The sequence below is a fragment of the Pseudomonas sp. DWP3-1-3b3 genome, assembly GCF_049896305.1.
Classification (GTDB): Bacteria; Pseudomonadota; Gammaproteobacteria; order Pseudomonadales; family Pseudomonadaceae; genus Aquipseudomonas; species Aquipseudomonas azotoformans_A.
Genome location: NZ_JAFCUA010000004.1, coordinates 106,299 through 128,867, shown reverse-complemented (window position 1 = coordinate 128,867; position 22,569 = coordinate 106,299). Strand labels below are relative to the sequence as shown.

Below are 22,569 nucleotides of genomic sequence, written 5' to 3'. Positions count from 1 at the left end.
CCATCACCAAAGAATGGAGGTTTGCCCTGATGAGTGAGGAAACCAGCGATGCCGTGGAAAAACTCCGATACACGTTACAGCACCATGTCGATCGCGTTGCACTGGTTGATGGTGGTGCTGCTGGCGGTGGTCTACGCCTGCATTGAATTACGCGGCCAGTTTCCCAAAGGCAGCGGTGCGCGGACGTTGATCGTCGAGATGCACTTTATGTTCGGCCTCACGGTGTTTGTGCTGGTGTGGTTGCGGTTGTTCGCACGCAGCCTGGGGGTGGCGCCGAAGATCGTGCCGGCACCGCCGCAATGGCAGAGCCTGTTGGCGACCCTGATGCACGTCGCGCTCTACGCGTTGATGATCGGCATGCCGATTGCCGGTTGGCTGATCGTCAGTGCCGAGGGGCATTCGGTGATGTTCTACGGGATGGAATTGCCGCCGTTGATTGGCGAGAACAAGGCCTTGGCCAAGGAGATCGAAGGCTGGCATGTGTGGTTCGGCAAGGTCGGTTATTGGCTGATCGGGCTGCATGCGCTGGCGGGGATTGCCCACCACTACATCCTGCGGGACAACACGGCGTTACGCATGATGCCAGGCAAGCGCGCTAACCCATGAAGCCCCGGTTGCCCTGCAGGCCGCCGGTGTGGACGAAGATCAGGCGAGTACCGGGGGTGAAGCGCCCGGCCTCGATCTGTTGCTTCAATGCGAGTAAGGCCTTGCCGGTGTAGAGCGGCTCCAAGGGCAAGCCGCAGGCTTGTTGCGTGGCGTCGATGAAGTCGAGCAGCACCGGGTCGACGTTGGCGAAGCCACCTCGGCTGGCGTCCAGCAGTTCATAGCCGTCCTGCACAAGGGCGTCGACGTTCTGTGCCACGCCGTGGTCATCCGGCACCGCCATGGCGCCATACACCGGGTGCGCGCCCGCTTCTGCCAACACCAAACCGGCCAAGGTCGTCCCCGTACCCGCCGCCAACCACCACGCGTCGTAATCCGCCCAGCCCAGTGTGGGCAACTGCGCGCGAGCCTGCTCGACCAGCACACCACAGCCAATCGCACCCGCAAGCCCGCCCCCGCCTTCGGGTACGGGATGAAGATCGGGATATTGCTCGCGCCACGGCAGCCAGAAATCCGGCTCATGCCGCGCACGATAGCCGCCATACCCCAGCCAATGCAGCTGCATGCCGAAGGTTTTCAGGTCGTGGATTGTGGGAGTGTCTTGAGGATGCCCGCGCAGCAGGCCAACCGTGGGAAAACCGAAGCGTTTGCCCGCCGCCGCCAACGCATGCAGATGGTTGGAGTAGGCACCGCCCAGGCTGATGATACCGCGAGCGTTTTGCGCCTGCGCCAAGTGCCCGGTGAGCTTGAACCACTTGTTGCCGCTGATCAGCGGGTCGATGCGGTCCAGGCGCAACACGGCCAGCTCGACGCCTCTCAGCCAATCCAGGCGCAAAGGTTCAAGCGGTGCGTAGGGCAGCCAATCGAAGGGACCCATCGGAAGGGACCTGCATGAAAAACGGGGCGGTAGTCTAACACCGCCCCGCTTCGGGCCTTACAGCTCGGCGGCGAGGCGCGAGCCCTGGTTGATGGCGCGCTTGGCGTCCAGCTCGGCCGCCACGTCGGCGCCGCCGATCAGGTGCACGTTCTGGCCGGCCGCGACCAGGCCGTCCTGCAATTCGCGCAGCGGGTCCTGGCCGGCGCAGATGACGATGTTGTCCACCGCCAGCACCTGGGGTTCGCCTTCGGCGCCAATGCGGATGTGCAGGCCTTCATCATCGATCTTCAGGTATTCGACGCTGTTGAGCATCTGTACCTGTTTGTTCTTCAAGCCGGTGCGGTGGATCCAACCGGTGGTCTTGCCCAGGCCGTCGCCGACCTTGGAGGTCTTGCGCTGCAGCAGGAACACTTCACGCGCCGGGGCATGCACCTGGGCCTTGATCCCGGCCACGCCGCCTCGGGCTTGCAGCTGGGTGTCGATGCCCCATTCCTTCCAGAACGCTTCGCGGTCCAGGCTGGTGGACACGCCCTGGTGCACAAGGAATTCCGAGACGTCGAACCCGATACCGCCCGCACCGATCACCGCGACGCGCTTGCCCACTGGCTTGCGCTCCAGGATCACATCCAGGTAGCTCAACACCTTGGCATTGTCGATGCCTGGAATCGCCGGGGTACGCGGCGCAATGCCGGTGGCGAGGATGATCTCGTCATAACCACCTGCCGTGAGTTGCGCCACATCGACGCGGGTGTCGAGGCACAGTTCGACGTGGGTGGTCTGCAATTTGCGCTTGAAGTAGCGCAGGGTTTCGAAAAACTCTTCCTTGCCCGGCACACGCTTGGCAATGTTGAACTGGCCGCCGATTTCGCTGGCGGAATCGAACAGGGTCACTTGATGACCGCGCTCTGCCGCCACCGTGGCAGCCGCCAGGCCCGCAGGACCGGCGCCGACCACGGCGATCTTCTTGATCTGTTTGACCGGCAGGTAATTGAGTTCAGTCTCGTAGCACGCCCGAGGGTTGACCAGGCAGGCGGTCAACTTGCCGCCGAAGGTATGGTCCAGACAGGCCTGGTTGCAGCCGATGCAGGTGTTGATCTCATCGGCACGCCCGGCGGCAGCCTTGTTGACGAAGTCTGGGTCAGCCAGGAACGGCCGTGCCATGGAGACCATGTCGGCATCGCCCTCTGCCAGAATCTGCTCGGCGATTTCCGGGGTGTTGATGCGGTTGGTGGTGATCAGCGGAATCTGCACCGCACCGCGCAGCTTGGCGGTGACTTTGCTGAACGCGCCACGGGGCACCTTGGTCGCGATGGTCGGGATGCGTGCTTCGTGCCAGCCGATCCCGGTGTTGATGATGGTCGCGCCGGCACCTTCGATAGCCTTGGCCAGTTGCACGATTTCTTCCCAGGTGCTGCCACCTTCCACCAGGTCGAGCATCGACAGGCGGAAGATAATGATGAAGTTCGGGCCCACGGCCTCACGCACACGGCGCACGATGTCCACGGCCAGGCGCATACGGTTTTCGTAGCTGCCACCCCAACGGTCGGTACGGTGGTTGGTGTGGGCCGCAAGGAATTGGTTAATGAAATAACCTTCGGAGCCCATGATTTCTACGCCGTCGTACTCAGCCACCTGGGCCAGCAACGAGCAGGTGACGAAATCCTGGATCTGCTTTTCGATGCCCTCTTCGTCCAGCTCCTTGGGCTTGAACGGGTTGATCGGCGCCTGGATCGCGCTCGGGGCGACCTGCTTGGGGCTGTAGGCATAGCGGCCGGCGTGGAGGATCTGCATGCAGATCTTGCCGCCCGCCTCGTGCACGGCCTGGGTCACGATCTTGTGTTTCTGCGCTTCTTCGTCGGTGGTCAGCTTGGCCGCGCCAGCGTAAACACCGCCCTCATCATTCGGGCCGATACCGCCGGTGACCATCAAGCCCACGCCGCCACGGGCGCGCTCGGCAAAGTAGGCCGCCATGCGTTCGAAACCGCCGGGTTTTTCTTCCAGGCCGGTGTGCATCGAGCCCATCAGGGTACGGTTGCGCAAGGTGGTAAAACCCAGGTCCAACGGGGCCAGCAGGTGCGGGTAGGCAGCAGCGGTCATGGTCAAGCTCCACAACGGATCATCACGGGACGTGGCAGGCTCGAATGGCCTGGCATCGGTTTATGTCCCACAGACTAAGAGGCAGTGGACGACGGCTCAATGACTGAAACTGACAAGTTATTGATCCAAATGCACAGCGCCCCTTGGCAAGCCCGCTCATGGGCCCTACCCTAGTCGCGAACCCTACACACGGTCTGTTGTCTGTTGCCCCATGCGTAAACTTCTCGCTTTTACCGTCACCATGGCCCTGGTTGCCGCCGTCGCCGCGTATCTGGTCTGGACCCAGGAGCGCCCCGTGGCGCATTACCTGTCGGACCTGCGCATCACCCTCGCCGTCAACGAAGGCCTGCCGGCCGACCGAGGCAACCTGCTGGGCATCCAGCCTGAGCTGTTCCCCGCCGATTACCAGAGCCTGGAACGGCTGCACTTGAAGCTCGCGGCCTACCTGCAAAAAGCCCGCGACCAGGGGCTGATCAACGACAAGACCATCGTGGTGCTACCGGAACACATCGGCACCTGGCTGATGCTCACGGGCGAAAAGAACGAGGTGTATCAGGCTCTCCACGTCAAGGATGCGATGAATTGGTTGTCGGTGAGCAACCCGCTGCTGTTCGCCCGCGCCTGGATCAGCGCCACCGGTGACAACCGCACCGACGACGCCTACCTGCGCATGAAAGCCGACGGCATGGCGCGGGACTATCAAGTGCTGTTCGGTGGCCTGGCCAAGGAGTTCGGTGTCACCTTGGTGGCCGGCTCCATCACCCTGCCCAACCCGAGTGTCAGCCAGGGCCAACTGCGCGTCGGCCATGGCGCCTTGTACAACGCCAGTGTAGTGTTTGCCGCCGATGGCTTGCCGATCGGCGATCCGCAGCGCCAGCTCTACCCGATCTATGACGAGCGCGGCTTTATCGAGCCGGGTGATGAAAACGTCGTCAGTGTGGTCGACACTCCGGCGGGCCGCCTGGGCGTACTGGTGGGCAGCGACAGCTGGTACCCGGACAACTACCGCAAACTCAACGAACAAGGCGCCCAGTTGATCGCCGTGCCGGCCTTTGTGCTGGGCCGCGATACCTGGGACCGCCCTTGGCGCGGCTTCAAAAGCGTGTCCACGCCGACCGAAATCAGCCTCAAGCCCGAAGAACTCAGTGAGGGCGAAGCCTGGCGTCGCCTGACCCTGATCAGCCAGCCACCGGTCAGCCAGGCCAGCGCCGGCATGAGTGTGTTCCTGCGGGGCCAGTTCTGGGACCTGGGCACGGCCGGGCACAGTTTTCTCAGCAGCAACGGGCAAGTCAACGCCGATGGCGAAGCCCGAGGCGCGCGCCTGTTGAATATCTGGCTGTGAAGCCCGTACGGCTGGGTGATCTGTCGGTGGGCTTCGTGCACACCCTGGCCGATGCCATTCACAGCCACGGCCTGGACCCGCAACCGCTGCTGCTGCAATACGGCCTCGACCCGGCGCGTCTGGCTGAGGCGGGTGCACGGTTGTCGATCCCGCGCTATATGCGCCTGGGCCATGCCGCCATCCAACTGACCGGCGACGCCGGCCTGGGCCTGCGCATGGGCCAGCGCAGCCGTTTGAGCCAGGCCGGGCTGGCGGGCGTCACTGCCGCGCAAGCGCCCAACGTACGCGAGGCGGCGCGCGCATTGACTCGCTTTGAAGCGCTGTACGGCTCCAATTATCGCGGGCAGTCGAGCTTTGCCGAAGATGCCGAAGGCGCCTGGTTGCGGTTCTATTCCATCAGCCCCTACAACGCCTACAACCGCTTTGTGGTGGACTCGATCATCGCCGGCTGGCTGCATCAACTGTCGAGCCTGGCCCAGCAACCGGTGCAGGCACAGCGCATCGACATCGAGTTCGAGGCACCGGAATACAGCGATCAGTACAGCGTGCTGGGAGACATCCACTTCGGCGCCGAGGCCAACCAACTGCGCCTGAACCAGCAGACGTTGGCCCTGCGCAACCCACAGCATTGCCCCAGCACCTGGAACCTGTTGTTACAACTTTGTGAGAGAGAGTTGGAGCAATTGACTCGCACCCGCAGCCTGCGCGAGCGCATCACCCGGTTGCTCGGGCCCATGCTCAATGGCGGCCGGGAACCCGACCTGGAAGAAGTGGCGGCACGCTTGAAGCTGCCCACCTGGACGCTGCGCCGCAAACTGGCCGACGAAGGCACTCAGTTCCGTGCGATTCTCAATGACACCCGCCGCGACCTGGCCATGACCTACATCCGCGATACGGAACTGGCGTTCGGCGAGATCGCCTACTTGCTCGGTTTTGCCTCGGCCCAGGCGTTTCAACGGGCCTTCAGGCGATGGAACAACCAGACCCCAGGGGAATTTCGCCGCAGTCAGCGGCATTCCGCCTGAAGTCGGTATTACAGCTCTGTAGCGTCGTCAGCCGGTTCCAGCGGGTCCAACTCAATCGCGTGGTACTCCAGCAGTTCTTCCTGGTAATCGTCCATGGTGGACTCCTTCTTGAGTTAAGAGTGGCTTCAGGTAAATGACCTGCATCACCAGCCTAAAGTGCCGTCATGACGAAAAAATGTCGGCGTCATGACGTTCCTGCACTCAAGCATTAAACGTAGCAGCGCTGCACGGATTTAGCCTCACCGAATTACTGCGCCGGCGTCGGCAGCGGCGGAATCGCTTCTGTTGGCGGTGGCAGGTCCGGGTTGCTGGTGGCCGGTGCAGGCTCGGCCTGTGGCGCAATCGGCGCAGCTTCGACGGGTGGCGCTACCGGCTGTGAAACGGCGGGTTCTTCCTTCGCAGGCTCGATCTTCTCGGCGGCGGGTGCGGCTTTAGGTTCCGGCACGCCGAGCTCAGCCTTGGGCTTCTCGGGAATGTTCTCGGCCTTCTTCACCTCTTGCGGCAGGAACACGTCCACCAGCGCAAAGTAACGCTCGTAGAACTTCGGCGCGGACACCGTCTCGCTGGCCACCTTCACCATCGAATCATCGGTGGAGCCGATCGGCATCGACACAGAACCCAACACGCCCACCCCCAGGCTTGCGGAGTTGTTGACCTTCTTCAGCGCATAGCGATCCTGAAGGGCGTTGGCGAACATCGTCGAATGGTTGGTGCCTTTGCCATCATCGGCGCACACCACGTTGAAGCTGATCTGCAGATGGGTCTCGCCGGTCTGCTGGAAGCTCTTGTTGCCCACCACCAGTTTCGGATCGCTGCTGGTGATGATGTAGCCCTGGCTCAGCAAGGCACGCCGCGCGGCTTCGCACGCTGCAACGTCAGTGACCGGGTAATCCCGGGAAAACGTACCGGAGTCGTCGAAATTCTCATGTTCATAAATGGCGGTCTTGGGTGACGAGCAGCCCGCGGCGCCCGCCAGCACCAGCGCCAGCCCGAGGCTACGCAAGTGAAATGATGTCGACATTGAAAATCCTGAGGAAAACGGTCCGGGCGGTATTGTGCAACAGAACGCTGCCTTGGCGCGCGCATTCCTGTCGGTAAAACGTCACAGCCTTACGCGACGCCGCCCGTAGGAAACAGCCCGGCACACATATGATCAATAAACACGCGCAGTTTGGCCGAGGCATGGCGACTTGATGGCCATAACATCCAGAAGCTCCCTCGGTGCTCCAGATAATCATCCAGCACCCGCTGCAGACGTCCTTCGCTCACCGCCTGATTGACCATGTAGTCCGGCAGACAGGCGATACCCAGGCCTTCGTGCACCACGTGGTTGAGGGATTCAATCGTGGTGCTTACCAGCGGGGCGCGCAATACGGGATCCGAGGTGCCGGGGACAAGTCGCAGCGGCCAGTGCTCCAGTTTGCCGGTCGCGCAAAACTTGTGGCGCAGGCAGGCATGCTCGCTCAACTGCTGCGGCTGCTGCGGTGTGCCGTGCTGACGAAAATACCCCGGCGTTCCCACCAGCACTAACTGATAATGCCCCAGGTGACGGGCCATCAGCCGAGAGTCTTCAGGCTTGCCGGTGCGAATCACCGCGTCGAACCCTTCCTCGATCACATCCACCATGCGGTCGGAAAAATCCACATCCAGTTCGATGTCCGGGTAGGCGCGCATAAAGTCGCTGATAACCGGCATCAACAGGCCACGCACTTGCGGCACGCTGATGCGCAACTTGCCGCGCGGCGTGGCGCTGGCTTCGGTCAGCTCCCGTTCGGCGGCCTCGACCTCAGCCAGGATGCGCCGCGAGCGCTCAAGGAACAGCGCACCTTCGCTGGTCAAGGTGATGCTGCGGGTGCTGCGGTGAAACAACCGCACGCCCAGGCGCTCTTCCATCCGCGCGATGCTTTTGCCGATAGCTGAAGACGATACGCCCAGCACACGCCCGGCAGCGGTGAAGCTGCGGGTCTCCGCCACCTGCACGAAGACGGAAAGGCTGCCCAGGCTGTCCATGAAAAAGCCCTCGATGATTGCGGACGTTGAAGTCCGATAAGTTCGGAACCTTAGCCTGTTTTTCCGCCGACCACAGCCCCCTACCCTGCTTGCTTGCCCTTTTGCATGGATAGAGCACGATGACCTCCCTTACCGATTCCCCCATGAAAATCCAGCGGGACACGCTGCCATTGGGTGGTTTGCTGGCCTTGGCCAGTGCCGGTTTCATAACCATCCTCACCGAAGCCATGCCCGCCGGTCTCTTGCCACAAATGGGCGAAGGCTTGGACGTGTCACCCGCACTGGTGGGCCAATTGGTCACGCTGTACGCCCTCGGGTCACTGCTGGCGGCCATCCCCCTGACGCTGTTGACCCGAGGCTGGCGGCGCCGCCCATTGCTGCTAATCGCCATTGCCGGCTTTGCGTTGGTCAACAGCGTGACCGCCCTTTCCAGCCACTACGGGCTGACCCTCGTCGCACGCTTCTTCGCCGGCGTGTTTGCCGGGCTGCTGTGGGCACTTCTGGCGGGTTATGCCAGCCGGATGGTGGCACCTCATCTGCAAGGTCGGGCAATTGCGGTGGCCATGCTTGGGGCACCGTTGGCGCTGTCACTGGGCGTGCCCGCTGGCACCTTTCTGGGCGCCGCGGTCGGCTGGCGGCTGAGCTTCGCGATCATGACCGGGCTGACACTGGTGCTCTTGGTATGGGCGCGTTGGCAACTGCCGGATTTCGCTGGCGAGCCGGCTGGAAAACGCCTGGGCCTGCATCAAGTGCTGGCCTTGCCGGGGATTCGTCCGGTGCTGTGGGTGACCTTGACCCACGTGTTGGCCCACAACGTCCTGTACACCTATATCGCTCCGCTGCTGGTGCCAGCCGGCATTGCTGCGAATATCGACCGAGTGCTGTTGGTGTTCGGCCTCGCCGCTTTGTTGAGCATCTGGCTGGCCGGCGTGCTGATTGATCGATGGCTGCGCGCACTGCTGCTGATCAGTTGCGCACTGTTTGGCGTGATTGCCATGGCACTGGTGTTCTGGATGAACGTGACCGCTGTCATCTATCTCGCCGTCGCGTTGTGGGGCCTGGCGTTCGGCGGGCTGCCTGCCTTGCTGCAAACAGCGCTGGCCAAATCAGCGGGTGAGTCGGCGGACGCCGCCCAGTCGATGCTGGTGACCGTGTGGAACCTGGGGATCGCGGGCGGCGGCTTGGCGGGCGGCGTGTTGCTTCAGGGGTGGGGCGTTGCCGCGTTTCCGTGGGCGATTGTGCTACTGATGCTACTGGCACTGGCTGGCGCGTCAAAGACGGCTCTAACCCGCCCATAAAAAAGCCCCCGGTCTTTTCAGGCCGGGGGCTTTTTGTTCAAACCGACATCAGAACTTCTTGATGTCAGCCTTGGTTTCCAACTGCTTGCGGTAGGCGGCGAAGTCCTGCTGGCCGACACGAGAGGCGAGGAAGCGGCGGTATTGCGCCTTTTCTTCGTCCGTTGGGGCAGCAGCTTCGTTGACACCGTTCAAGCGCACGATCACCAGGCTACCATCCGCCAGGGTCACGGTGGTGAAGGTCGGCTTGTCCTTGGCCGCAGGCTTGGGCATGCGGAACAGGGCTTGCAGCACGGCAGGGTCGATCGCTTCCTGGCCACGGGTGGCCGCTTCAGTGACTTTCCACGCCTGGCCGTCGACCGGCTGGTTCAGCGCAGTCTTGCCATCACGCAGGCTGGCGATCAACTCGTCAGCGTGAGCCTTGGCAGCTGCGCTGGCGCGCTCCTTGGCCATCTGTGTGCGAATCGCCGCATTGACGCTTTCCAGCGGCAGTTGCGAAGGCTTCAGATGCTCCTTGGCACGCAGCACGATGATGGTTTCCGGGTCCAGTTCGATGGCGGTGCTGTTGGCACCTTCATCCAGTACTTCCGGGCTGAACGCTGCGGTGACCACGGCACGGTTGGCCGCAACACCTTCGCCACCTTCACGGCCAAACGGCGCGGAGGTGTGCACGGTCAGTTTCAAGTCGGATGCCGGCTGGGCCAGGTCGGACGCTTCGAATGCCGCATCTTCCAATTGCTTGGTTGCTTCGACGAAACGTTGCTCAACCTGCTGGGTCTTGAGCTCTTTGGTCAGCTTGTCTTTCAGGCTGGCAAACGTCGGCACTTGCGGTGCCTCAACGCCCAACAGCTTGATCAAGTGCCAACCGAAGGTGCTGCGTACCGGTGCCGAGACCTGGTCTTTGTTCAACGCGTACAAGGCAGTTTCGAAGTCCGGGTCGTAGACGCCAGGGCCGGCAAAGCCGAGGTCACCACCACTGTTGGCCGAACCCGGATCCTGGGAGAACTCCTTGGCCAGGGCTTCGAACTTCTCACCCTTGGCCAGGCGTGCCTGGATTTCTTCGATCTTGGCCTTGGCTTGCGCGTCGGTGACCTTGTCGTTGACTTCGATCAAGATGTGCGCGGCACGACGCTGTTCAGCGAGGTTGGCGGTTTCTTTCTGATAGGCCGCCTGCAGCTCTTCGTCCTTCACGCTGACCTGGTCGAAGAAGGAAGACTTCTTCAGTTCCAGGTAGTCGATGACCACCTGGTCAGGGGTCATGAACTCTTTGGCGTGCTGGTCGTAGTAAGCCTTGACCTCCTCGTCGGTGAGTTTCACCGCGCCAGGGTTGGCCTTGATGTTGACGGTGGCGAAGTCGCGGGTCTGTTTTTCCAGACGCGCAAATGCCAGCACTTCGGCATCGGTGACGAAACCGCTGCCAGCAATACCTGCGCGAACCTGACCGATCAGCATTTCCTGGGTCAGCATCTGACGGAATTGCATACGGCTGTAGCCCAGTTGACGGATCACCTGGTCAAAGCGTTCGGCGTTGAACTTGCCGTCCACCTGGAATTCCGGTGTCTGCAGGATTACCTGGTCCAGCGCAGCTTCAGAGAAGCCAAACTTGGAGTCAGCCGCACCTTGCAGCAACAGCTTGCGATCGATCAGACCCTTGAGGGCCGCTTCGCGCAGCAGTTTTTCATCCAGCAGGGAGGCATCGAAATCCTTGCCCAGCTGTTGCATCAGCTGGCGACGTTGCATGTCGACGGCCTGGCTCAGTTCGGTCTGGGTGATTTCTTCACCGTTGACCTTGGCCACGTCCTGCTTACTGTTACCCGAAGCCTGGAAAATGGCCTCGATACCGGTGAACGCCATCAATGCGACGATGATCCCGATAATGGTCTTGGCAATCCAGCCTTGTGAATTGTCCCTGATATTTTGCAGCATGCGTCCCCCAGAAACGGTTGAACTTCAAGAATAGGCAACCGTGGAGCGTGGGTAGAGTACGGATATAAGAAAGGCGCATCCAAGGATGCGCCTTCTCGCAACTGGCGGAGCGGACGGGGGCTTTGGTTCTCCCCCCGGCTTCGCGACCCTATGCATACGTGGGTCTGCCGCCGCTCCGCTCCCAGGTCGAACCTACGTTCGTCCCGGGTAGGTAAAGGCTGGATCGAAGCTTAGTTAACAGCTTCTTTCAGGGCTTTACCGGCTTTGAAACCTGGTTTCTTGGCAGCAGCGATCTGCAGTGCTTTGCCAGTCTGTGGGTTACGGCCAGTGCGAGCTGGGCGGTCAGTCACAGAGAAAGTACCGAAGCCTACCAGGACCACGGAGTCGCCGGCCTTCAGAGCGCCAGTGACGGATTCGATTACTGCATCCAGCGCACGGCCAGCAGCAGCTTTCGGGATATCAGCGGATGCAGCGATAGCATCAATCAGTTCCGACTTGTTCACTCTAAGTCCCCTTATATATCTATTGAGTATGATTCTAAGTTTTTTGGTGAAAGCAAAAACCAGTGCTGAATGGCCTACAGACACTTAAGAGCCGCTTTATAACAAGGGCTCTAAAAAGCTGTCAAGGAAGCCCCCCAGGCTTTAACACATTAATGCGTGCTAATTCTTTCCTTGGAATCAGACTCGCGTTTTTCGTCCTTGGCAACTATCTCCGGAGCCACATCCGGCAAGGGCTCCGGCGCGTATTGCAGCGCAATTTGCAGGACCTCGTCAATCCATTTAACCGGTTTAATCTGCAGATCCTGCTTGATGTTGTCAGGAATTTCCTTCAAGTCGCGAACATTCTCTTCAGGAATGATCACCGTCTTGATACCACCCCGGTGTGCAGCAAGCAATTTCTCTTTCAGGCCACCGATGGCCAATACCTGGCCACGCAGGGTGATTTCCCCGGTCATGGCGACATCGGCGCGCACCGGAATGCCCGTCAATGCCGACACCAGGGCCGTGCACATGCCTACGCCAGCGCTAGGGCCGTCTTTCGGGGTCGCCCCTTCCGGCATGTGGATGTGCGTGTCGTGCTTCTCGTGGAAGTCCAGGGGGATCCCCAGGCTCTTGGCGCGGCTGCGCACCACGGTCTGCGCGGCAGTGATGGATTCAACCATCACGTCACCCAGGGAACCGGTCTTGATCAGTTGACCTTTACCAGGAATGACAGCGGCTTCGATGGTCAGCAATTCGCCGCCCACCTGGGTCCACGCCAGGCCAGTCACCTGCCCTACCTGATCCTGCTGCTCAGCCAGGCCGTAGCGGAACTTCTTCACGCCCAGGAAGTGCTCCAGGGAGTCGGCAACTACTTTCACCGAGAAGCGTTTTTCCAATGCATGCTCTTTGACCGCCTTGCGGCAAATCTTCGCAATCTGGCGCTCCAAGCCCCGCACACCGGCCTCGCGAGTGTAGTAACGCACGATGTCGCGGATCGCCTCGACCTCGAATTCGATCTCGCCCTTCTTCAGGCCGTTGGCCGAAATCTGCTTGGGCGCGAGGTATTTGACAGCGATATTGATCTTCTCGTCTTCGGTATAACCCGGCAGACGAATCACTTCCATCCGGTCCAGCAGTGCCGGCGGGATGTTCATGGAGTTGGAGGTGCACAGGAACATTACGTCGGAAAGATCGTAGTCGACTTCCAGGTAATGGTCGTTGAAATTGTGGTTTTGCTCGGGGTCGAGCACTTCCAGCAATGCCGACGCTGGATCGCCACGCATGTCGCTGCCCATTTTGTCGATTTCATCGAGCAGGAACAGCGGGTTGCGCACGCCCACTTTTGTCATCTTTTGAATCAATCTTCCCGGCATCGAACCGATGTAAGTGCGGCGATGACCACGGATTTCCGCTTCATCACGCACACCACCGAGGGCCATGCGCACGAATTTACGGTTGGTGGCATTGGCAATCGACTCAGCCAACGAGGTTTTACCCACGCCAGGCGGACCCACCAGGCACAACACCGGACCGCGAATCTTCTTCACGCGCTTTTGCACAGCGAGGTATTCGAGGATGCGTTCTTTGACTTCTTCGAGGCCATAGTGGTCGGCATCGAGAATGTCTTCGGCACGCGCCAGGTCCAGGCGCACTTTGGTCTGGGCCTTCCACGGCACTTGCACCAGCCAGTCGATGTAGGAGCGCACCACGGTGGCTTCGGCCGACATCGGTGACATCTGCTTGAGCTTGTTCAACTCGGCAGCGGCTTTGGTCAGGGCGTCTTTCGGCAGGCCAGCGGCATCGATGCGCTTTTTCAGCTCTTCGATTTCGTTGTGGCCTTCCTCGCTGTCGCCGAGCTCTTTCTGAATGGCCTTCATCTGCTCATTCAGGTAGTACTCGCGCTGGCTGCGCTCCATTTGTTTCTTCACGCGACCACGGATGCGTTTCTCGACCTGCAACAGGTCGATTTCGGCATCCAGCAGCGCCAGCACGTGCTCGACACGTGCCGACAGGTCGATGATTTCAAGGATGTCCTGCTTCTGCTCGATCTTCAGCGCCATGTGCGCGGCCATGGTGTCGACCAGGCGACTTGGCTCATCGATGCTGTTGAGGGAAGACAGGACTTCAGCCGGGACTTTCTTGCCCAACTGCACATACTGCTCGAATTGCGAGAGCAGGCTGCGTACAAACACTTCGGACTCGCGCTCAGGGGCCTCGACTTCGTCGATCAGCGCCACTTCAGCGCGCAGGTGGCCATCCACCTCCATGAAACGCTCGACCGCACCACGCTGCTCACCTTCCACCAGCACCTTGACGGTGCCATCTGGCAGCTTGAGCAGTTGCAGCACGGTCGCAATGGTACCAACGCGATACAGGGCGTCTTCGCCTGGATCATCATCAGCAGGATTCTTCTGGGCCAACAGCAGGATTTGCTTGTCGCCCGTCATCGCGGCCTCAAGGGCTTCGATAGACTTCTCGCGCCCCACGAACAGCGGGATAACCATGTGCGGATAGACGACGACATCACGCAACGGCAGGAGAGGCAATTCAATGGTGGTCTTCATGATTTCGCCTCTATGACAGATGAAAAATAAGCTTGAAACCAAGATGGGGGCTGCATGCAAAAAAAACAAGCTTATTGCCAGCAGTTAAACGCAGTAAACGCTTTGGGGTAAAAACGCCGTAAAAACAAAGGGGCCCCTGGAGGCCCCTTTGTTTATACCGAAACTGCGGAACGCTTACGCGTCGGGCGCAGCCTTGGCAGCCGGCTCACTGTTTTCGTAGATATACAGTGGCTTGGACTTACCTTCTATAACGCTTTCGTCGATCACCACTTTACTCACCTCGGACTGCGAGGGGATTTCGTACATGGTGTCGAGCAACACGCCTTCCAGAATCGAACGCAGGCCACGTGCACCGGTCTTGCGCTCCAGTGCCCGCTTGGCCACCGATTTGAGGGCGTCGGTACGGAACTCGAGGTCTACACCTTCCATCTCGAACAACTTGGCGTACTGCTTGGTCAGGGCGTTTTTCGGCTCGGTGAGGATCTGAATCAGAGCAGCCTCATCCAGCTCGTCCAACGTCGCCAGGACTGGCAGACGACCCACGAATTCCGGGATCAGACCGAACTTGACCAGATCGTCAGGCTCGACTTCACGCAGGGACTCGCCAACCTTCTTGCCTTCTTCCTTGCTGCGCACTTCGGCACTGAAGCCGATGCCGCCACGGGTCGAACGCTGCTGGATGACTTTTTCCAGGCCGGAGAACGCACCACCACAGATAAACAGGATGTTGCGTGTATCAACCTGAAGGAATTCCTGCTGCGGGTGCTTGCGGCCGCCTTGTGGCGGTACGGAAGCGACCGTGCCTTCGATCAGTTTCAACAGGGCTTGCTGCACGCCTTCACCTGAAACGTCCCGGGTGATCGACGGGTTATCCGACTTGCGCGAGATCTTGTCGATTTCGTCGATGTAGACAATACCCATCTGGGCTTTCTCTACGTCGTAGTCGCACTTCTGCAGCAGTTTCTGAATGATGTTCTCGACGTCTTCACCCACGTAGCCAGCCTCGGTGAGGGTGGTGGCGTCGGCGATGGTGAACGGAACGTTCAGCAGGCGAGCGAGGGTCTCTGCCAGCAGGGTTTTACCCGAGCCTGTAGGACCGATCAGCAAGATGTTGCTCTTGCCGAGTTCAACTTCGTCGCCTTTCTTGTCACGCTGGTTCAAGCGTTTGTAGTGGTTGTACACCGCTACGGCCAGAACCTTCTTTGCACGCTCTTGACCAATCACGTACTGGTCAAGGATGCCGCTGATTTCTTTAGGCGAAGGCAATTTATGCGCGCTGCTTTCGGCCTGGGCTTCCTGCACCTCCTCACGGATGATGTCATTGCACAGGTCGACGCACTCGTCGCAGATAAAGACCGAGGGGCCGGCAATCAATTTGCGCACTTCATGCTGGCTTTTGCCACAGAAGGAGCAATAGAGCAGCTTGCCGTTGTCCTCGCCGTTGCGGGTGTCAGTCATTCGTTCGATCCAAATCCGATAGGCTTGCAACACAAGATGAAGGCTTATGCGGGCTTTTTCAAGCCCGCCAGTGGTCGGACATGCCGACCAGCCCTATTTTGAGCAGCTTATATTAAGCGGGGCGCTGGCTGATCACGTCGTCGATCAACCCGTATGCTTTCGCAGCTTCGGCACTCATGAAGTTGTCGCGGTTGGTATCGCGCTCAATTTCTTCCAAGGTGTGCCCGCTGTGCTTGGCCATCAACGTATTGAGGCGCTCGCGAATAAACAGGATTTCCTTGGCGTGGATTTCGATGTCCGACGCCTGGCCCTGGAAACCGCCCAGTGGCTGGTGAATCATCACGCGCGAATTCGGCAGGCAGAAGCGCTTGCCTTCGGCACCCGCGGTCAGCAGGAATGCGCCCATGCTGCAGGCCTGGCCAATGCACGTGGTCGAGACGTTCGGCTTGATGAACTGCATGGTGTCGTAGATCGACATACCTGCTGTCACCGAACCGCCCGGCGAGTTGATATAGAGATGGATGTCCTTGTCCGGGTTTTCCGCTTCAAGGAACAGCAGCTGCGCACAGATCAGGTTGGCCATGTAGTCCTCTACGGGGCCCACCAGAAAGATCACTCGCTCCTTGAGCAGGCGCGAGTAGATGTCGTAGGCGCGTTCGCCACGAGCGGACTGCTCGACAACCATCGGGACCAGGCCGCCAGCGGCCTGGACATCAGAGTTCTGCTGAATATAGGAATTACGGAACATGCTCTGCAGTTACTCCCAAATAGTCATGTCTTGAAAACGCATAAGCCAGCGCGAGGCTGGCTTATGGTTGTATTTCCAACGAGTTGGACAATCAGTCGGCTTGTGCTGCTTCCGCCGGTTTGACTGCTTCTTCGTAAGAGACCGCTTTATCGGTCACCTTAGCCTTCTGCAGAACAGTATCCACAACTTGTTCTTCCAGCACAACCGAACGCACTTCGTTCAGTTGCTGATCGTTCTTGTAGTACCAAGCCACGACCTGCTCAGGCTCCTGGTAGGCCGAAGCCATTTCCTGGATCATTTCGCGAACGCGATCTTCGTCAGGCTTGAGGTCGAACTGCTTGACCACTTCAGCCACGATCAGGCCCAGCACGACGCGGCGCTTGGCTTGCTCTTCGAACAGCTCGGCCGGCAGTTGGTCAGGCTTGATGTTGCCACCAAACTGCTGAACAGCTTGAACGCGCAGGCGATCCACTTCGTTGGACAGCAGGGCCTTAGGCACTTCGATCGGGTTGGCGGCCAGCAGACCGTCCATGACCTGGTTCTTGACCTTGGACTTGATTGCCTGACGCAGTTCGCGCTCCATGTTCTTGCGAACTTCGGTGCGGAAGCCTTCGATGCCGGTCTCTTTGATGCCGAATTGAGCGAAGAACTCTTCGTTCAGCTCTGGCAGCTTAGGCTCGGAAACGCTGTTGACGGTCACGGTGAACTCGGCGGCTTTGCCAGCCAGGTCCAGGTTCTGGTAGTCAGCAGGGAAAGTCAGGTTCAGAACGCGCTCTTCGCCGGCTTTAGCGCCAACCAGACCGTCTTCGAAACCCGGGATCATGCGGTTGGAGCCCAGCACCAGCTGAGTACCCTTGGCGGAGCCGCCAGCGAAGACTTCGCCGTCAACCTTGCCAACGAAATCGATGTTCAGCTGGTCTTCGTTCTGGGCAGCGCGGTCGGCCACTTCGAAACGGGTGTTCTGCTTGCGCAGGATTTCCAGCATGTTGTCCAGGTCCGAATCAGCCACTTCGGCGCTCAGACGCTCGATTTCGATACCGTCGAAACCGGCCACTTCAAATTCAGGGAACACTTCGAATACGGCAACGTATTCCAGGTCCTTGCCAGCTTCCAGGGACTTAGGCTCGATAGAAGGCGAACCTGCTGGGTTCAGCTTGTGCTCAACAACAGCTTCGTAGAACGAAGCCTGGATCACGTCACCGACAGCTTCCTGGCGCGCATCGGCACCAAAACGGCGCTTGATTTCGCTCATTGGCACTTTGCCTGGACGGAAACCAGCGATCTTGGCCTTCTGGGCAGTCTGCTGCAGACGCTTGTTGACCGCAGTTTCGATGCGCTCAGCCGGCACGGTGATGCTCAGGCGACGCTCGATAGCAGTAGTATTTTCAACAGAAACTTGCATGGATATTCCTCGTTGCACAGACGTTAGCCGGCCATTTCCGACCCCAATCAAGGGCATGCATTCTAGTGGGTCAAACTCAAGAAGTCACCCTACTGCAAATACGCCCGAAAACAGCCGGCAATTTATCGGTACGAAGGTACGGATGCACCTCGCCCCGGTGACAAATACAACCCATCACGCCAGGGCTCTGCGCCGCCCCTTCTATATATAGAAGAAGTCGTCATCCATCTCCCTGACGGCCAACCCCGCAAACAGGGCTGGCAGGCAGCGCAGCATCATCGAGATACATAAATACGACGAAACGCGCTGCCATCGCGCCCCATTACCTGCAGCCGCTGGATATTTCGAACCGCTGAAACCAAAAAAGGCGCCAGACTGTTAAATCTGGCGCCTTTCGAATATGGGGTGGACGAAGGGGATCGAACCCTCGACAACGGGAGTCACAATCCCGTGCTCTACCAACTGAGCTACGCCCACCATATTGCGTTAACAAAGAAACCAAACCACTTCTTTGTCGAGCCCTGCCCTGCCTTTCGACGGGACCAAGCTTTATTTGGTGCGGATGAAGAGACTCGAACTCTTACGCCTCGCGGCGCTGGAACCTAAATCCAGTGTGTCTACCAATTCCACCACATCCGCGCTTGAAGCTCTTAAAGCAAAGGCGCCAGACGATTAATCTGGCGCCTTTTAAAATATGGGGTGGACGAAGGGGATCGAACCCTCGACAACGGGAGTCACAATCCCGTGCTCTACCAACTGAGCTACGCCCACCATATAGCGCTACTTGTGCCAAAGCTGCCTAATGGCGCACCCGGCAGGACTCGAACCTGCGACCATCCGCTTAGAAGGCGGATGCTCTATCCAGCTGAGCTACGGGCGCCTGATTAATCTGTACTCTTGGAGGATTACAAACTAAGTGCTTCCAGCCTTACAGAACAACACGCTATTCTGCTCGACCTTCTTAACCAGTGCTAGGCTGTGCCCGACAAGTGCGACGAATAGTATAGACGCCCTCGAAACCCGTCAAATCTTTTTTGAAAAAAACTGATTTTATTTAAGGGGTTAGGGCAATTTGCAGACCAAGCGCCTTTGCCCTCACGTCCTGGCATGCGAGAATGCGCGCACTTTTCTTCCCCCTCTCGATGGTTAATCACGCGTAATGACTGCACAACTTATCGACGGCAAATCAATCGCCGCCAGCCTGCGCCAGCAGATCGCCAAACGAGTCACCGAGCGCAGCCAGCAAGGTCTGCGCACGCCTGGCCTCGCGGTGATCCTGGTCGGCAGCGATCCTGCCTCTCAGGTTTATGTCTCGCACAAGCGTAAAGACTGTGAAGAGGTCGGCTTTATTTCCAAGGCCTACGACTTGCCTTCCGAAACCACCCAGCAGGCCCTCACCGACCTGATCGACAGCCTTAACGACGACCCGAAGATTGATGGCATCCTGCTGCAACTGCCATTGCCCGAGCATCTGGACGCCTCCAAATTGCTGGAGCGCATTCGCCCCGACAAAGACGTCGACGGTTTCCATCCTTATAACGTCGGCCGCCTGGCCCAGCGTATCCCGCTGCTGCGCCCGTGCACGCCTAAAGGCATCATGACCCTGCTGGAAAGCACCGGGGTCGACCTGTACGGCCTCGATGCAGTCGTGGTCGGCGCCTCCAACATCGTCGGCCGTCCGATGGCCATGGAATTGTTGCTGGCCGGTTGCACCGTGACCGTCACCCACCGCTTCACCAAAGACCTCGCCGGCCACGTCGGCCGCGCCGACCTGGTTGTGGTTGCTGCCGGCAAGCCAGGACTGGTCAAAGGTGAATGGATCAAGGAAGGCGCCATCGTCATCGACGTGGGCATCAACCGCCAGGACGACGGCAAGCTGGTGGGCGATGTGGTGTACGAAACCGCCCTGCCCCGCGCCGGCTGGATTACCCCAGTACCGGGCGGCGTCGGCCCGATGACCCGCGCTTGCCTGCTGGAAAACACCCTGTACGCCGCAGAGACCCTGCACGCTTAATAACCAGGCGTACTGAAAAAGCCCTGCCTTATCGCAGGGCTTTTTATTGCCTGAGATAAACCCTGTTTTTTCTTAGTTTTTAAGAACTTTCATCGGGTTCTAGAAGAACATTCGACAGTTTCTGATCCATACTCCTAAAATGTAACGGCATTTATCAAAAAACCGTTCACGAACGGTATTTCCTTACTTTTAGCGAGTTCATCCGCGTGAAAATTCGTCTTTCTATTGTCAGCCTATTTTTTGCTTTCACAGGCACCTTCGCGCACGCCGCCGAAACCACCCTGGCCCCGCGTGACACGTCCAAACTGCAAATCGCTTCCGGCAGCGCCATGCTGGTGGACCTGCAGACCAACAAAGTCATCTATTCCAGCAACCCCGACGTGGTGGTACCCATCGCCTCGGTGAGCAAGTTGATGACCGGTCTGATCGTGCTGGAAGCCAAGCAGAACATGGACGAATACATCGACATCAACATCAAGGACACGCCGGAAATGAAAGGCGTGTTCTCCCGCGTGAAAATCGGCAGCGAAATGCCGCGCAAAGAAATGCTGTTGATCGCTTTGATGTCCTCGGAGAACCGCGCCGCGGCCAGCTTGGCCCACCACTACCCAGGCGGCTACCCGGCGTTTATCGCGGCGATGAACGCCAAGGCCAAGGCGCTGGGCATGACCAGTACTCATTATGTAGAACCCACTGGCCTGTCGATCCACAACGTGTCCACCGCCCGCGACCTGAGCAAGCTGCTGGCCGCCGCGCGTCACTACCCGCTGCTGAGCCAATTGAGCACCACCAAGGAAAAGACCGTGTCGTTCCGCAAGCCCAACTACACCCTGGGTTTCTCCAACACTGACCACCTGATCAACCGCGCCAACTGGGACATCAAGCTGACCAAGACCGGCTTCACCAACCAGGCCGGCCACTGCCTGGTACTGGTGACCAGCATGGGTAACCGCCCGGTGTCGCTGGTGATCCTGGATGCCTTCGGCAAATTCACCCACTTTGCCGATGCCAGCCGTATCCGCAATTGGGTCGAGACCGGCAAGAGCGGTTCGGTGCCCGATGTAGCGTTGCGCTACAAGGCCGACAAGAACCTGAAGAATCGTCCCAACGCTGCTGAAGCCCGTCGCTAAACACGCAACCCCCCTGTGGGAGCTGGCTTGCCTGCGATAGCATCACTGCGGCGCAACTGAAACACCTCAGCGCCTGCATCGCGGGCAAGCCCGCTCCCACAGGGCACGCAGTGTTCTTGTTTACTTTGTTTCCGCCAACACTTTGAGCGCCTGCGCCGCCGCCCGCTCCTGCCCGGCCTGGGCCGTCGCATTCGCCGAGTCGCGCCAACGTTGTGCATCCACATTCGCCGGCAACTGGCTCGGGCGCTGGGTGAGGATTGCCCAACTGCCGGCGCTTTTCCATTTGGACTCAAAGTCGCTGAAGCTCATCAGCAAGCGCCGATCCATCCCCGAGCGCAACAACACCGTGCTTTTCTGCTGGTTGAACCCCACCACGACCACGTAGTGCGCATCCGACCACAGCCCGCCGCCAATCCGCGCCATCACCGGATAACCCGCCGCCACCTGGGCCAGCACTGCCGTCAGCTTGGCCTCCAGCGGATACACCATCAGCCCGTACTCACGCGCCAGCACCTGCATGTTGCGCTCAAGGTCGGCTTCGCCGCCCGGCAGATGCAACGGTTTATCCAACAGCCCCGGTGTCATGACAATGCCTTGTTGCGACAGCATGCTGGCTAAAGACGTAGGACCGCTCTGGTAAGCCTCGCTGCGAAAGGTCGGCACGCCATTGAGTTCGACGCGCTCCGGAAGGCCCGCCAGTCTCGACGGAGTGGAGGAACACGCCGCAAGGCCCAAGGCACACGCGAGGAACAAGGATTTTTTCAGGTTCGACCGTAACCGCAATTTTCTACTCTCTTGATCAACTGCCGGTAAGGGCCCTGATCATAGGACGCTCTGCCACGCGGGTATAGCCCGCAGGCTTAGTAAAGGACGCGGATAGAGCAAAGAAGTTGGACAGACACGACCATTGGTCAATAGCAGGCAACCGCCAGGTAGCTAGACTGTCCATTGAGAAGACTGTGTGTGCCCCCTGCGGGGCGAAAGGAGGCCCGAATGAGCCTTGCAACAACGATTGTCCTGTTGATCTGCGGTTGGCTGGCGGTAGCCGGCGCCATGTTGTGGGGGGTGTTGCGCATCACCCGTCGGCACCATCACCCCCACGTCAAACCCGCTGCACCCGCCAAACCCCATAAGGTGGCGGTACATCACGCCTAGCCCGGCATGCAATTGAAGTCCTGAGTCGCCGCGACTTCCTTGCCGTGACCATCCATCAAGGATGCGCGCACGGTGGTGCCCAGGCTCGATTCCACCAGGGTGTAATGCTCACCTGCCTTGAAATCCTTGTACTCGACCCGGCCCTGGCAGTCCTGCTGGTTGTCGTCGCCTGGCTCTTCTTCGAACAGCGTCACATCCAGGCGATGGTCTCCCGGTGTCACTTCAAAGAAACGTCCGTCATCCACGCGCTTGCCGTCCACGCGTTCGGCCATCAGGTCGTTGGGGGCCTCTTCTTTCAGACCGATCCACGCTTCGCTCGGGTCGGCCTTGGGGATCGGGCCGGCGCACGCCGACAACAACAGCACAGCACCGAGGGCGGGAATCAATAACAGAGGTTTGAGTGACATGGCAGGGCTCCAACAAATAGGGACGATGTGT

19 protein-coding genes and 4 tRNA genes are annotated in these 22,569 nt (G+C 59.5%); 7 read left to right on the top strand and 16 right to left on the bottom strand.

What is annotated here, in order from left to right:
- Positions 1-48 precede the first annotated feature (48 nt).
- Positions 49-606, top strand: a complete 558-nt coding sequence (locus ACP7BX_RS13775) for a cytochrome b (protein WP_016976132.1) — start codon at positions 49-51, stop codon at positions 604-606.
- Here ACP7BX_RS13775 and ACP7BX_RS13770 read toward each other — a convergent pair.
- Both ACP7BX_RS13770 and ACP7BX_RS13765 read right to left on the bottom strand, forming a co-directional pair.
- Positions 596-1,480, bottom strand: coding sequence for a 1-aminocyclopropane-1-carboxylate deaminase/D-cysteine desulfhydrase (locus tag ACP7BX_RS13770; RefSeq protein WP_426160913.1), 885 nt, complete (start codon positions 1,478-1,480; stop codon positions 596-598). The genes ACP7BX_RS13775 and ACP7BX_RS13770 overlap by 11 nt on opposite strands.
- A gap of 57 nt (positions 1,481-1,537) precedes the next feature.
- Positions 1,538-3,577, bottom strand: a complete 2,040-nt coding sequence (locus ACP7BX_RS13765) for an FAD-dependent oxidoreductase (RefSeq protein ID WP_426160912.1) — start codon at positions 3,575-3,577, stop codon at positions 1,538-1,540.
- A gap of 211 nt (positions 3,578-3,788) precedes the next feature.
- On the opposite strand from ACP7BX_RS13765, the gene ACP7BX_RS13760 reads away from it, so the two are divergent.
- Positions 3,789-4,919 carry a carbon-nitrogen hydrolase family protein gene (locus ACP7BX_RS13760; RefSeq protein WP_426160911.1) on the top strand — a complete coding sequence of 377 codons (1,131 nt, stop codon included), beginning with the start codon at positions 3,789-3,791 and terminating at the stop codon, positions 4,917-4,919.
- Positions 4,916-5,944, top strand: coding sequence for an AraC family transcriptional regulator (locus tag ACP7BX_RS13755; protein ID WP_426160910.1), 1,029 nt, complete (start codon positions 4,916-4,918; stop codon positions 5,942-5,944). The genes ACP7BX_RS13760 and ACP7BX_RS13755 overlap by 4 nt, the downstream gene beginning before the upstream one ends.
- 247 nt (positions 5,945-6,191) lie before the next feature.
- Here the strand turns inward: ACP7BX_RS13755 and ACP7BX_RS13750 are convergent, their stop codons facing one another.
- Complete coding sequence (locus ACP7BX_RS13750; protein WP_426160909.1) at positions 6,192-6,965, bottom strand: DUF2242 domain-containing protein; 774 nt, start codon at positions 6,963-6,965, stop codon at positions 6,192-6,194.
- An 89-nt stretch (positions 6,966-7,054) separates the two neighbouring features.
- Positions 7,055-7,954, bottom strand: a complete 900-nt coding sequence (locus tag ACP7BX_RS13745) for a LysR substrate-binding domain-containing protein (protein ID WP_426160908.1) — start codon at positions 7,952-7,954, stop codon at positions 7,055-7,057.
- A gap of 119 nt (positions 7,955-8,073) precedes the next feature.
- On the opposite strand from ACP7BX_RS13745, the gene ACP7BX_RS13740 reads away from it, so the two are divergent.
- A complete protein-coding gene (locus ACP7BX_RS13740) occupies positions 8,074-9,252 on the top strand; it encodes an MFS transporter (RefSeq protein WP_426160907.1) in 1,179 nt (392 codons plus the stop codon).
- 48 nt (positions 9,253-9,300) lie between these two features.
- On the opposite strand, the gene ACP7BX_RS13735 is transcribed toward ACP7BX_RS13740, so the two are convergent.
- From ACP7BX_RS13735 to ACP7BX_RS13690, 10 genes are all read right to left on the bottom strand, one after another.
- A complete protein-coding gene (locus tag ACP7BX_RS13735; protein WP_426160906.1) occupies positions 9,301-11,175 on the bottom strand; it encodes a SurA N-terminal domain-containing protein in 1,875 nt (624 codons plus the stop codon).
- A 230-nt stretch (positions 11,176-11,405) separates the two neighbouring features.
- A complete protein-coding gene (locus tag ACP7BX_RS13730) occupies positions 11,406-11,678 on the bottom strand; it encodes an HU family DNA-binding protein (RefSeq protein WP_003174819.1) in 273 nt (90 codons plus the stop codon).
- Between the two features lie 149 nt (positions 11,679-11,827).
- Positions 11,828-14,224, bottom strand: a complete 2,397-nt coding sequence (gene lon, locus ACP7BX_RS13725; protein ID WP_426160905.1) for an endopeptidase La — start codon at positions 14,222-14,224, stop codon at positions 11,828-11,830.
- Between the two features lie 174 nt (positions 14,225-14,398).
- On the bottom strand, positions 14,399-15,682 hold the full coding sequence (gene clpX, locus ACP7BX_RS13720; RefSeq protein ID WP_010209414.1) for an ATP-dependent Clp protease ATP-binding subunit ClpX: 1,284 nt from the start codon (positions 15,680-15,682) through the stop codon (positions 14,399-14,401).
- 112 nt (positions 15,683-15,794) lie between these two features.
- Positions 15,795-16,430, bottom strand: a complete 636-nt coding sequence (gene clpP, locus ACP7BX_RS13715) for an ATP-dependent Clp endopeptidase proteolytic subunit ClpP (RefSeq protein ID WP_033903269.1) — start codon at positions 16,428-16,430, stop codon at positions 15,795-15,797.
- Positions 16,431-16,521: 91 nt separating this feature from the next.
- Entirely contained in the window at positions 16,522-17,832 is a 1,311-nt protein-coding gene (tig, locus tag ACP7BX_RS13710; RefSeq protein WP_095016808.1) for a trigger factor, read from the bottom strand.
- A 401-nt stretch (positions 17,833-18,233) separates the two neighbouring features.
- Positions 18,234-18,309 (bottom strand) — tRNA-His (locus tag ACP7BX_RS13705).
- Between the two features lie 77 nt (positions 18,310-18,386).
- A tRNA-Leu gene (locus ACP7BX_RS13700) sits at positions 18,387-18,471 on the bottom strand.
- Positions 18,472-18,527: 56 nt separating this feature from the next.
- Positions 18,528-18,603, bottom strand: a tRNA-His gene (locus ACP7BX_RS13695).
- A gap of 32 nt (positions 18,604-18,635) precedes the next feature.
- A tRNA-Arg gene (locus tag ACP7BX_RS13690) sits at positions 18,636-18,712 on the bottom strand.
- Positions 18,713-18,991: 279 nt separating this feature from the next.
- Between ACP7BX_RS13690 and folD the strand changes: the two genes are divergently transcribed.
- Both folD and pbpG read left to right on the top strand, forming a co-directional pair.
- A complete protein-coding gene (gene folD, locus ACP7BX_RS13685; RefSeq protein WP_061448970.1) occupies positions 18,992-19,846 on the top strand; it encodes a bifunctional methylenetetrahydrofolate dehydrogenase/methenyltetrahydrofolate cyclohydrolase FolD in 855 nt (284 codons plus the stop codon).
- Positions 19,847-20,052: 206 nt separating this feature from the next.
- Positions 20,053-20,976 carry a D-alanyl-D-alanine endopeptidase gene (gene pbpG / locus ACP7BX_RS13680; protein ID WP_269131222.1) on the top strand — a complete coding sequence of 308 codons (924 nt, stop codon included), beginning with the start codon at positions 20,053-20,055 and terminating at the stop codon, positions 20,974-20,976.
- 120 nt (positions 20,977-21,096) lie between these two features.
- On the opposite strand, the gene ACP7BX_RS13675 is transcribed toward pbpG, so the two are convergent.
- Positions 21,097-21,759 (bottom strand): C39 family peptidase, encoded by a 663-nt coding sequence (locus tag ACP7BX_RS13675; RefSeq protein ID WP_426160836.1) that lies wholly within the window; start codon positions 21,757-21,759, stop codon positions 21,097-21,099.
- A gap of 210 nt (positions 21,760-21,969) precedes the next feature.
- Between ACP7BX_RS13675 and ACP7BX_RS13670 the strand changes: the two genes are divergently transcribed.
- Positions 21,970-22,131 (top strand): hypothetical protein, encoded by a 162-nt coding sequence (locus ACP7BX_RS13670; RefSeq protein ID WP_016978011.1) that lies wholly within the window; start codon positions 21,970-21,972, stop codon positions 22,129-22,131.
- Here ACP7BX_RS13670 and ACP7BX_RS13665 read toward each other — a convergent pair.
- A complete protein-coding gene (locus ACP7BX_RS13665; RefSeq protein ID WP_016978010.1) occupies positions 22,128-22,538 on the bottom strand; it encodes a hypothetical protein in 411 nt (136 codons plus the stop codon). The genes ACP7BX_RS13670 and ACP7BX_RS13665 overlap by 4 nt on opposite strands.
- Positions 22,539-22,569: the final 31 nt, after the last annotated feature.

Coding starts and splice junctions, on each gene's coding strand:
- ACP7BX_RS13775 (WP_016976132.1), top strand. CDS start 49: ATGCCGTGGAAAAACTCCGATACACGTTACAGCACCATGTCGATCGCG.
- ACP7BX_RS13770 (WP_426160913.1), bottom strand. CDS start 1,480: ATGGGTCCCTTCGATTGGCTGCCCTACGCACCGCTTGAACCTTTGCGC.
- ACP7BX_RS13765 (WP_426160912.1), bottom strand. CDS start 3,577: ATGACCGCTGCTGCCTACCCGCACCTGCTGGCCCCGTTGGACCTGGGT.
- ACP7BX_RS13760 (WP_426160911.1), top strand. CDS start 3,789: ATGCGTAAACTTCTCGCTTTTACCGTCACCATGGCCCTGGTTGCCGCC.
- ACP7BX_RS13750 (WP_426160909.1), bottom strand. CDS start 6,965: ATGTCGACATCATTTCACTTGCGTAGCCTCGGGCTGGCGCTGGTGCTG.
- ACP7BX_RS13745 (WP_426160908.1), bottom strand. CDS start 7,954: ATGGACAGCCTGGGCAGCCTTTCCGTCTTCGTGCAGGTGGCGGAGACC.
- ACP7BX_RS13740 (WP_426160907.1), top strand. CDS start 8,074: ATGACCTCCCTTACCGATTCCCCCATGAAAATCCAGCGGGACACGCTG.
- ACP7BX_RS13735 (WP_426160906.1), bottom strand. CDS start 11,175: ATGCTGCAAAATATCAGGGACAATTCACAAGGCTGGATTGCCAAGACC.
- lon (WP_426160905.1), bottom strand. CDS start 14,224: ATGAAGACCACCATTGAATTGCCTCTCCTGCCGTTGCGTGATGTCGTC.
- clpX (WP_010209414.1), bottom strand. CDS start 15,682: ATGACTGACACCCGCAACGGCGAGGACAACGGCAAGCTGCTCTATTGC.
- clpP (WP_033903269.1), bottom strand. CDS start 16,430: ATGTTCCGTAATTCCTATATTCAGCAGAACTCTGATGTCCAGGCCGCT.
- tig (WP_095016808.1), bottom strand. CDS start 17,832: ATGCAAGTTTCTGTTGAAAATACTACTGCTATCGAGCGTCGCCTGAGC.
- folD (WP_061448970.1), top strand. CDS start 18,992: ATGACTGCACAACTTATCGACGGCAAATCAATCGCCGCCAGCCTGCGC.
- ACP7BX_RS13670 (WP_016978011.1), top strand. CDS start 21,970: ATGAGCCTTGCAACAACGATTGTCCTGTTGATCTGCGGTTGGCTGGCG.
- ACP7BX_RS13665 (WP_016978010.1), bottom strand. CDS start 22,538: ATGTCACTCAAACCTCTGTTATTGATTCCCGCCCTCGGTGCTGTGCTG.